This is a genomic window from Pseudomonas sp. K2I15 (assembly GCF_002204795.1).
In the GTDB taxonomy this organism is placed as follows: domain Bacteria; phylum Pseudomonadota; class Gammaproteobacteria; order Pseudomonadales; family Pseudomonadaceae; genus Aquipseudomonas.
Window position 1 is genome coordinate 1 of the sequence record NZ_NIXO01000110.1, and the last position, 9,182, is coordinate 9,182.

11 protein-coding genes are annotated in these 9,182 nt (G+C 54.1%); 4 read left to right on the forward strand and 7 right to left on the reverse strand.

Annotated elements, in window-relative coordinates; all coding sequences use genetic code 11:
• Positions 1-203: 203 nt before the first annotated feature.
• The 5 genes from CEC48_RS30085 to CEC48_RS30105 all read right to left on the reverse strand — a co-directional run bounded on the left by CEC48_RS30085 (position 204) and on the right by CEC48_RS30105 (position 5,157).
• Entirely contained in the window at positions 204-1,598 is a 1,395-nt protein-coding gene (locus CEC48_RS30085; RefSeq protein WP_088427142.1) for an undecaprenyl-phosphate glucose phosphotransferase, read from the reverse strand.
• A 220-nt stretch (positions 1,599-1,818) separates the two neighbouring features.
• Positions 1,819-2,508 carry a winged helix-turn-helix domain-containing protein gene (locus CEC48_RS30090; protein ID WP_088427143.1) on the reverse strand — a complete coding sequence of 230 codons (690 nt, stop codon included), beginning with the start codon at positions 2,506-2,508 and terminating at the stop codon, positions 1,819-1,821.
• Between the two features lie 31 nt (positions 2,509-2,539).
• Positions 2,540-3,295 (reverse strand): EAL domain-containing protein, encoded by a 756-nt coding sequence (locus CEC48_RS30095; RefSeq protein WP_088427144.1) that lies wholly within the window; start codon positions 3,293-3,295, stop codon positions 2,540-2,542.
• A complete protein-coding gene (locus tag CEC48_RS30100) occupies positions 3,288-4,016 on the reverse strand; it encodes a winged helix-turn-helix domain-containing protein (protein WP_088427145.1) in 729 nt (242 codons plus the stop codon). The genes CEC48_RS30095 and CEC48_RS30100 overlap by 8 nt, the downstream gene beginning before the upstream one ends.
• Before the next feature lie 289 nt (positions 4,017-4,305).
• Positions 4,306-5,157 carry a helix-turn-helix domain-containing protein gene (locus CEC48_RS30105; RefSeq protein ID WP_088427146.1) on the reverse strand — a complete coding sequence of 284 codons (852 nt, stop codon included), beginning with the start codon at positions 5,155-5,157 and terminating at the stop codon, positions 4,306-4,308.
• A gap of 109 nt (positions 5,158-5,266) precedes the next feature.
• Here CEC48_RS30105 and CEC48_RS30110 point away from each other — a divergent pair, with 109 nt between their 5' ends.
• Positions 5,267-5,677, forward strand: a complete 411-nt coding sequence (locus CEC48_RS30110) for a hypothetical protein (RefSeq protein WP_088427147.1) — start codon at positions 5,267-5,269, stop codon at positions 5,675-5,677.
• A gap of 10 nt (positions 5,678-5,687) precedes the next feature.
• Here the strand turns inward: CEC48_RS30110 and CEC48_RS30115 are convergent, their stop codons facing one another.
• Positions 5,688-6,191, reverse strand: a complete 504-nt coding sequence (locus CEC48_RS30115; RefSeq protein ID WP_088427148.1) for a hypothetical protein — start codon at positions 6,189-6,191, stop codon at positions 5,688-5,690.
• A gap of 266 nt (positions 6,192-6,457) precedes the next feature.
• Here CEC48_RS30115 and glsB point away from each other — a divergent pair, with 266 nt between their 5' ends.
• From glsB to CEC48_RS30130, 3 genes are all read left to right on the forward strand, one after another.
• Positions 6,458-7,366: a glutaminase B gene (gene glsB, locus CEC48_RS30120; RefSeq protein ID WP_010171887.1), complete on the forward strand. Its 909-nt coding sequence runs from the start codon at positions 6,458-6,460 to the stop codon at positions 7,364-7,366.
• 157 nt (positions 7,367-7,523) lie between these two features.
• Complete coding sequence (locus CEC48_RS30125; protein ID WP_088427149.1) at positions 7,524-7,814, forward strand: hypothetical protein; 291 nt, start codon at positions 7,524-7,526, stop codon at positions 7,812-7,814.
• Between the two features lie 20 nt (positions 7,815-7,834).
• Entirely contained in the window at positions 7,835-8,554 is a 720-nt protein-coding gene (locus CEC48_RS30130; protein ID WP_256579798.1) for a zeta toxin family protein, read from the forward strand.
• A gap of 68 nt (positions 8,555-8,622) precedes the next feature.
• On the opposite strand, the gene CEC48_RS30135 is transcribed toward CEC48_RS30130, so the two are convergent.
• Positions 8,623-8,988: a DUF6124 family protein gene (locus CEC48_RS30135; RefSeq protein WP_088427151.1), complete on the reverse strand. Its 366-nt coding sequence runs from the start codon at positions 8,986-8,988 to the stop codon at positions 8,623-8,625.
• Positions 8,989-9,182 lie beyond the last annotated feature (194 nt).

Here is a 9,182-nt window from a genome sequence, read left to right on the forward strand (position 1 = left end):
CTGACGTGTAGATGGATGGCTCTTTCCGGATGGCCAGGCGTATCCGTGCGCGGCATTTTTGCGCCTGGCGGTGTATCCGTTGGGAGGGGATGTATCAAGCTGGAAGGGAGGGGCTGCAGGGCGTCGCCAGTGGCTTTGCCCCGCGCCAACGGCCCGTTGTGAACGGGCCGAAGGTTGGACGGCGTACTGGCGCGGGAAGGGGCTTAGTAGATGTCTTTGGACAGCAAGGTGAACGGTGTCTTGAACAGGATCTTGATGTCGAGCCACAGCGACCAGTTGTTGATATAGCGCAGGTCGATATCGACGCGCTGCTGCATCTTCTCCAGGGTCTCGGTTTCACCGCGGCAGCCATTGACTTGCGCCAGCCCGGTGATACCGGGCTTGATGCGATGCCGCGCCATGTAGGCGCGAATCTTGCCCGAGTAGTAGTCATTGTGCGCCACGGCATGCGGGCGCGGGCCAACCAGTGCCATATGCCCTTGCAGCACGTTGAACAGCTGCGGCAACTCGTCGATGGACGTACGGCGGATAAAGCGCCCCACGCGGGTGATGCGTGAATCGTTGCGGCTTGCCTGGCGTACCTCGTGGTCGTCATGCATGCGCATCGAGCGGAACTTCCAGACCTTGATTACCTCGCCATTCCAGCCGTGACGGTCCTGCTTGAAAATCACCGGGCCGGGGGAGGTGAGCTTGATCAGCAGGGCGAACAGCAGCAACAGCGGGCTGAGCAGCACGATCGCCAACAGCGCCAGGCTCTTGTCCAACAGCGATTTGCTCAGTGCCGCCGTCGGGCGACTGGTCAGCGGGCTTTCATTGAGGAAGATCGCGGGCAAGCCATCCACCTCGGCCACGCTGTGATTGAGCAGCAGCATGTTGTTGAGGTCGGGCACCCAAATCACGTCCACGCTGATCTCAAGCAAGTTGAGGTACAGCGCCTCAATGTGAGTCGCTTCCTGGAGGGAGTGCGTGATGTACAACCGGCGAATACCGTGTTGCCTGATCAACGCGGGGAGGTCGGGCAAGTCGCCGAGAATCTGGGGTTGCGTGCTGTTCTGTGGCGAAGCGGTGTTTGGACCCACGAGGCCGACTAAGGGGGAGCGTTTTTGCCTGGCAAGAGTGTTGGCCAAGTCCGTTGCAAGTTTTCCGGTACCAATAATCAGCGACTTCTGGCGCTCATGAAGTTGCCGATGGTAGTACCTGGATAGACTATGAATCGGAATATAGCAAAGTGCTAGTATTGGGTAGCTGACGGCCGCCCAGAGTAGCAGTATCTCCAAGGGAAACAGCGAGCTGGCGTTACAGGCCATGCCGACCGCCGACAATATGCCCAGGGTCAATAACCAACCCGTGAATAACCGACCCAGCCCCACAAAAAAGTCATCTTTTTTGCTATACACGTCACATAACATATAGGCCGGTATAGAAGCCAGTATTGTAATGGCTGCCAATATCCGGTAGTGGGATTCCAATTGTCCGGTCTTGAACAGTGCCAGTGAAAACAAAAGTACAACCACCACACTCAAGGCAATAGCCCACTGCCCCCAGAAAGTGAGTCCTTTGGGTGTTAGGTTACGATGCATTCTTCTGTTGTTAAGCATACTTCTGCTCCCTGTGGTATCCACTCACGTGCTGGCAGGTTAAAGCGAGGCGTGGTTTTAATGACTATCAAATGGCAGGCGCACACGTAGGCGTGCGTATTGATAGTAATGAATGGCAGGGAGCAATGGCTGACGACTTATAACGCGCGCATGTTGTTATAAAATGGCAGATAGAAAAGGGTTTTAATAGGCAGGGTGAATTGTAATTTTTTTGAAATTATTATTGTTCGGCTACGCTGCTACGAGTACTAAGAGGCTTCTTTATTTTTTGCGTCAGGCAATAGCCGCGGTTGCGCACAGCCCGGAAAAGGCGCTCGCCATCGTTAACGCGCTTGAATTTGTCCTGGAGCCGGCTGAGGCACATTTCGAGCCCGCGATAGAGGTCGGGTTCGCGTCCGATATTTCGGATAAGCTCCTCTTTGCTCACAACACGTTCTTCATGGTTCAGCATTTTTTTAATCAGCGCCGACTCGATGGTCGTCAAGGAAATGCGCAGCCCACCTTTGACCAGTGCCCGGTCTTGCTGGGTAAGTAACCAGACATCAGGGGTGCGCAAGGCGGGTGTTGCATTAACAATTTCCGTTGTAGCGCTATTAACATTCGGGCTGGTGAGCTCTGATTTTAGTGCGGTGACTTTCGGGTTTTTCGAGGTGTCGTAAAGTTGTTGGGTTAACCGGTTATTGGCCTCATAGAGCCTTTTGGCGGCCACGTAATTGCTTAGCCATAGATTGAAATTCTGCTCGCTGTTAACCGCGTAGGAATTGCCCGAAGCGTCCGACGGTTTTTCGGTGGTTTCCACCAGCGGACCGCTGTCGACGTCGTAATGTAAAAATGCCACATTTGGCGTGAAATCGTGCAGCGCGATTGACGGGTATGTCGATGTAAATGTGTGTTTCTTGAGAGAACTCATGGCATTCACCGATTCCAGGAAAGTAGGGGTTTTATAAACTATCAGCAGGGGAGAAGTAGGGGCCCTGAAAATAGTCAAAAGGCAAGCGTCTGGCGAGAAGCGCGCTGTCGGCATGCTCGACGTTGTCGGCGATGAACGAGACCCGGGTGGTGCTCATTAGCCCCAGCATCTGGTCATAAAGCCGGTCGAACAGGCCCGAGCGCGTGTTCAGACTGAGCCTGAGGGCAGAGTCTGGAAAAGGCATTTTTATATAGTCGTAGAGACTCAAGTCGATCAGCAGATCGGTGTTTTTTGTATCTAAAGTGTAATTATTATAAGCAAGCTTTATGTTGCTTTGGTCTTTCAGGCTATAGAGTTGGCGGATCATACTCCTGCGCTCTACCGGGCCCGGCAGAGTATCCAGTGTATTTTCAATGCTGACAATGAGTTGTTGTTTGTGTTTTTCCAGCGTATGTGAAGTGCTGATAATCTCCTTCAACAGGTCCTCATTCATCAATAAGGACTGCTCCATTCGGAAAAACTTGTGAAGCCCCGGGCTTTTATCCACGCGCAAACGTTTTCCTTCTCGGGCGAACGCACTCGGCTTGGTGTGTTGCAGAGCTTCACTGTAGGCGTCTTTAAGTTGCTCGTAATAAAAGGGGCTCGCGTCACCAGGCAGGCTGCCGAGAGCGTGCTCGGCATGGACCCGGATCTCACTGCCCCATAATGTACAACTTCGTTCAAGTATCGCTTGACGCGAGAATGTGAAGTCGACTGACTCCGCAACCAATATAGTTCCGCTATTCACGGTTCGGCCGCTCCTTGACGGGTTGAACATGATTCACCGAAGCAAGGCCTCTGCTTAGTTTGTAGCCGTAACCCCGAATGCTTTGAATTATATTGCTTCCATAATGCGATTTTATTTTGCCGCGCAAACGGCTAATCGATTTCTCGAGTGCTCTTGAGTCATAAAATCGAGCGTTAAGCCCCATCACAACAGCAATTTCGTCGTGGCTGAGCAAGCGATTATGAATGAGCGCTTCGAGTACTTTCATTTCGACGAAGGACACTTCAAGTTTTTTGCCTCCGCCGTAGATGCACATGCGGTCCTGGTCCAGTAGCAAATCAGTATTACTTAGCCAGTATGTCTCACTGAGGAACGCGGCAAACAAGGCAAGTTTTTTCTCGAGCGAGCTCTCAACCACCTTTATGCAGTAGTCGGCCCCTGCGAGATAATATTTGGTTTTGCTTAGTGTAGTGGCGAAAGTGACAATCAGGAAAATGGTGCTGCCAGGGTTTTCGGATCTGGTTTTTTTAATGATGTCCAGCGTTTGGGTGCTGGCAGAGGGGGTATCGATCTCTATGATGATGGCACGGTAATGTCCATGGCTTTCATAGGGACCAATTAGTTGGCCGTACGAGCGTGTATCGACTTTTAGATTTTTCGGTACAGTACGAACTATAAGCTCGCTGAAGTCCTCGGATTTCGATGGGGTCCGTGCAATAGCGAGGACGTTGGAAAAATGCATCACGTTGCTCCCTTTTCCGGCATGCGAGGCCGTCAATTCAATCGCTGCAGGCGTTTAGATGTTAATCGAATTGAATACGCCAAAACGTGACAAATTTTAACATTCGGCACTTTATTTGCAGGGGGTAAGGCGGTTTTCGGGCGGGTATTGAAAGCGGATTTTTGGGTGGGAGTACTCATATGCTAGTGCAAATTTTTAGTGTGCGATAAGTATTTTAGGCCGGGTTGATTTTTTGGCCTGAATGTTTTAACGGTTCTAGTCCTTAAGCTCTAAAAATGCTTATACGTGACTATTTATAATAATCCAGCAACGCGATAGCGGGCGTTGTGCGCTCGGATATGCCCGCACGGTCCGCCAGGTAACGCGCTGGAGGTTTGCCTATGGCCTTGCGGAACATGGTGATAAAGCCGCTGGCATTCTCATACCCCAGGTCCAGCGCGACCGTCTGCACACTTTCACCTTTCGCCAGCCGCTGCAGTGACAGGATCACATGCAACTGCCGGCGCCAGCGGCCGAAACTCAGGCCGATCTCCTCCAATAACAGGCGCGTCATGCTGCGTTCGCTCATGCCGATGCGCACGGCCCATTCGCCCAGGGTAGCCTTGTCACTGGGGTTGGCCAGCAAGCTGTCGGCCAGGCGTCTGAGCCGAGTGTCCCGGGGCATGGGCAGGTGCAGGGCCTCGATCGGTGCCAGCGCCAGTTCGTCCAGCAGCGTGGCCACCAACCGCCCTTGGGCGCCCTCGGTGTCGTACAGCGGCGGGAAGCTGACGGCCTTGCTGATCAACTCGTGTAACAGCGGCGACACGCAGAGCGTGCAGCATTGCCGGGGCAGGGCGCTGGCTGCGTCGGGGTCAACCAGCAGGCAGTAGACATCCGCCGCCCCCGACCCGCGCGCGGCATGGGAAAGGCCGCCGGGAATCCACAGCGCGCACTGGGGCGGCACGATCCAGATACCTTCTTCGATGACGCAATGAATCACCCCGCGCAACGTGTACATCAACTGGCCTTTGCGGTGCTGGTGCGGCGAGTGTTCCCAGCTGGCGGAGGTGCTTGACGCGCTCACCGCAACCACGGCGCGGGGAATCGCATCAGCAAAGGCCTGGCGCATCGGGTCACGGGTTTCGAGGCGATGGTTGTACATGGCGCGGTTGCGTCCTGGCTGGAATGCGAAACATTCTGGCTATTCTGTGCAATGGCGTCCAGTGAATGCGTGATTATTATGAGAAACATTCTCGTTAAAGGAACTCGCCATGCAACTCGACAGTTCAACATTCCCAATGGTGAAAATCGTGTTCGACGCCCCAAGCGACGCGCCACCGCAAAATACTTTTGTCGCGTTCGAGGCCTTGTTGCAGCGCGAGGAGAGCTTTGTCCTGCTGCACGAAAAAGCCGTGGATGAAAGCGCGTACGAGCACTCTCACGAAGAACGCAAGCAGGTCTCGATCTGGATGAAGAAGAACAAGGTGGCCCTGCGTGCTTTCGTCAAAGCCATGATTCAGGTGGAGCCCAGTGCAGCCAAGCGCCTGGCGCTCAAGCCGTTTACCGTGATGTTTGGCAAGGCGTGGGGCTACCCGTTGCTGGTGGTGGAATCCCGGGATCGGGCCTGGGCATTGGCGCGGGACGTACTGGATACCCGGGTGTCGGATGTGGCGCACTATTGAGTGCGCTGAATTACCGGCAGTCAGTCAACTGAGCTTGATAGCCGTTCAATCGGAGCTGAAGCGTCTGGATTTCCTGAGTTTTCATGTCTCGATAATCAAGCGAATCGCCGGTCGACATATGCCGCCTGATCGAATCAATCTGGTCCTGGGTGTTGGTTAACTGCTCCTGGATAAAATCATTGTTGCTGGATTGAGCGATCCTCTGGGTCAACACTGAATTTTTATCCACTTCGGCTTGGTAGCTCGTTTCCAGCGTCTTATAGGCGGCGGCCCATTTTCCGTTGTCGCCGACGGTGGTGTTGTTCTGGGCCATGGTCATATCCAACTGCAGGCTGACTTTGTTGAGTTCACCTTTCAACTCAGCCAACTGAACTGCCGATTCGGATTTACCGTAATAGTTACCAAGGGCGGCCGCGGTTGTGAGCGCCGCGCAAATCGCGACAATCGTGCAAGCCCAGTGTCTGGCCGTGAAGTTATCGAGCAGTTGTCGGGTCGTAAAGGTGTCGGGGCTCATGGAGGTCCTTTTCAGTCAGCCGTTTCAGTTGGGTAGCACTAAACTCAGATGTTGCCGGGGCGCTTGAACAGATCGAGCATCAGAAACAATGCATCCGGGTTCAAGTTCAACGTCTTCCTGTTTTTCGCCTGAACCGGCGGCGGCCCGAAGATATAGCACGGCCTGCGCAGCGTCCATCTTTGCACCAGCAACCTGCCCGGGCCCGGCGTTTCAGGTATCCTCCGCGCCCGCCAATCACTATTTTCCAAACCATGCCAGAACAAAACATGCAGGCCCTGTTGGAGTCGATCCTCGACGAAGTTCGTCCACTGATCGGCCTCGGCAAGGTCGCCGACTACATCCCCGCGCTCGCCGACGTGCCGGCGCAGCAACTGGGCATTGCCGTGTATGGCAATGACGGCTCGTTCTACTGCGCGGGCGATGCCCACACCTTGTTCTCCGTACAGAGCATTTCCAAGGTGTTCAGCCTGGTGCAGGCCATCGACCATGGCGGCGAAAGCATCTGGGAGCGCCTGGGCCACGAACCGTCGGGGCAGCCGTTCAACTCCATGGTGCAACTGGAGTTTGAGCGCGGGCGACCACGCAACCCGTTTATCAATGCCGGCGCGCTGGTGATCTGCGACATCAACCAGTCGAGATTTGCCGTGCCGATCCTGTCCATGCGCGACTTCGTGCGTCGGCTGTCGGGTAATCCGCAGATCCTGGTCAACAGCGTTGTGGCTGAATCCGAAGCCCAGCATGGTGCGCGTAATGCGGCCATGGCGTACCTGATGAAGTCGTTTGGCAACTTTCACAACGACGTGGACGCGGTGCTGCACAGCTACTTCAACTACTGCGCGTTGCAGATGAGCTGCCTGGACCTGGCCAAGGCGTTTTGCTTCCTGGCGAATGAAGGCGTGTGCACCCACAGCGGCGAGCAGATTCTGACGGCGCGCCAGACCAAGCAGGTTAACTCGATCATGGCCACGAGCGGGCTGTATGACGAGGCGGGGAATTTTGCTTATCGTGTCGGGTTGCCGGGCAAGAGCGGGGTAGGCGGCGGGATTCTCGCGGTGGTGCCGGGGCAGTTCACGGTGTGCGTGTGGTCGCCGGAGTTGAATGCGGCCGGGAATTCGCTGGCGGGGATGAAGGCGTTGGAGTTGTTGAGTGAGCGGATTGGGTGGTCGGTGTTCTGACGGCGCAGGTTTGTGTCGGGAAGTGTTCGGATTGCCCGAGTCAGCTTTGTGAGGGACAGTTGAACACACATTGAGGTAAAGTCGACTCTGCGATCAACGCCTGTGGTGATCTATGCTAATCGCTATTGATCAGTTTTAATCCTAGCCGGAGGCCAGTATGTCTCGTAAAAAACTTAAGGCACAAATAACCGAAGCGCAAATTGTCGCCCAGGAATCGAGTATCCCTTCGATTGCAGCCAAAGCGTTCAGCGATGCTTACAAGGTTGCACTGTCAAAAGGCGAGTCCGTTCTTGTGGTCCGCGCTGGTCAGCTTGTGAGCGTTTCGAATACCGGGGAGTGGGTGATTCGACCTGTCGAAACTTACGGGACTATCAAGGCCGGTACGCGTTTGAAAATCAAGAAGTCTCTGCGGGAGTCATTGCCTGCCCCGGCGCAGATTCAGGCTTGAGCACCATACCTCGAGTCAGAATGTTCGCTGGGCCGAACGGCAGTGGGAAGAGTACATTCAACTCGAAAGTCCCCGCTCACTTGCTTGTGAACTACATTAATCCGGATGCTATTGAATTGAGTATTCGCGAAACGGGTGCATTCGAATTTTCTCAATTTGGGCTGCACGATTCTGCCCGTTTCGCTATTCCATTTTTGCGAAAGCACGGCCTTCTAACTAAATTCCCACTGTCTCTTGCCAAGCTCGACGATGTTGGTGTCGAGGGGGATCGGCTTATATTTCCTTCGCGGCAAATTGATTCCTACATTGCCTCTGCCTTATCTGACTTCCTCCGTGTTTCCTTGATTGAGGAACGTGTGAGTTTTACGTTCGAGACAGTTATGTCGGACGGAAGCAAGATTGAATTGCTACAGCAAGCAAAGGCCGCCGGTTATCGTGTTTACGTTTACTACGTGGCTACGGCAGATCCCGACATCAACGTCGCTCGGGTTGCCTATAGAGCGTCTATCGGTGGGCATGACGTTCCGCCCGACAAGATCCGATCTCGCTATGCGCGCTCGCTGGAGCACTTGTCCGACGCAATTCTTATTTCAAATCGAGCCTACATTTTCGATAACTCTCAGGATGGAGAACCCAGCTTTGCTCAGGTTGCTGAAATTACAGAGGGGGAGATCATTGATATTGTTTCGGATACCCAGCCAGCGTGGTTTCAGCAGTACGTGCTTGATAAGTTGATCTGATAGTTAAAGGCTCATCGTGGTCGGACCGCCTCCTGTGATTGGAAGCGGTCCATTAGAGCGCAGTCTTTTTACTTCGACGCAGTTTCCGCGCACCCATCCAGCGCTTTATCGACCAGCATCTGCACACCTTCCAACATCCTGCAAATACCCAGCGCCACATTGCGTTGAGTCCCGTCGACTTCGAAGGCTAGATGAGCCGCGATCACATTGATCGACGCCAAGTCCTGTGAGGCATTGGCAAGCAAGGTCTCTGCATCCAGATCAGCACGCACGGTAAATAGCCCATCGAACGGTAGCTCGGTGGGTTCGTCGATTGGGGTTTGGCTTCGGTTTTCAGGTTTCAGATAGTGATGGATAGCACGGTTAGCCGCTTCTTGAAGCAGGCTGGCGTCGTAGCTGGAATGATGCGGGGGATTTGGGCTGTCTTTAATCATGGTGTAGCTCCTTTGTGAATGGAGCTGCCACGATTCGCGGTCAAACGATTAGGGTGGCAGCTATACGGTAAGCGCTCCATAAACCCCACCGACTTCAAGATGGGTAATGCGCCTAGCTAGGCGATGCCGGCGAGCAGTTCCACGGTAACAGCGCTTCGTAATCTTCAACCGAGGTCGCCATTGGCAGCCGTTCT

What these genes read in the sequence shown, in the direction of transcription:
- CEC48_RS30085 (WP_088427142.1), bottom strand. Translation starts at nt 1,598, where the DNA reads ATGCTTAACAACAGAAGAATGCATCGTAACCTAACACCCAAAGGACTC.
- CEC48_RS30090 (WP_088427143.1), bottom strand. Translation starts at nt 2,508, where the DNA reads ATGAGTTCTCTCAAGAAACACACATTTACATCGACATACCCGTCAATC.
- CEC48_RS30100 (WP_088427145.1), bottom strand. Translation starts at nt 4,016, where the DNA reads ATGCATTTTTCCAACGTCCTCGCTATTGCACGGACCCCATCGAAATCC.
- CEC48_RS30105 (WP_088427146.1), bottom strand. Translation starts at nt 5,157, where the DNA reads ATGTACAACCATCGCCTCGAAACCCGTGACCCGATGCGCCAGGCCTTT.
- CEC48_RS30110 (WP_088427147.1), top strand. Translation starts at nt 5,267, where the DNA reads ATGCAACTCGACAGTTCAACATTCCCAATGGTGAAAATCGTGTTCGAC.
- CEC48_RS30115 (WP_088427148.1), bottom strand. Translation starts at nt 6,191, where the DNA reads ATGAGCCCCGACACCTTTACGACCCGACAACTGCTCGATAACTTCACG.
- glsB (WP_010171887.1), top strand. Translation starts at nt 6,458, where the DNA reads ATGCAGGCCCTGTTGGAGTCGATCCTCGACGAAGTTCGTCCACTGATC.
- CEC48_RS30125 (WP_088427149.1), top strand. Translation starts at nt 7,524, where the DNA reads ATGTCTCGTAAAAAACTTAAGGCACAAATAACCGAAGCGCAAATTGTC.
- CEC48_RS30130 (WP_256579798.1), top strand. Translation starts at nt 7,835, where the DNA reads ATGTTCGCTGGGCCGAACGGCAGTGGGAAGAGTACATTCAACTCGAAA.
- CEC48_RS30135 (WP_088427151.1), bottom strand. Translation starts at nt 8,988, where the DNA reads ATGATTAAAGACAGCCCAAATCCCCCGCATCATTCCAGCTACGACGCC.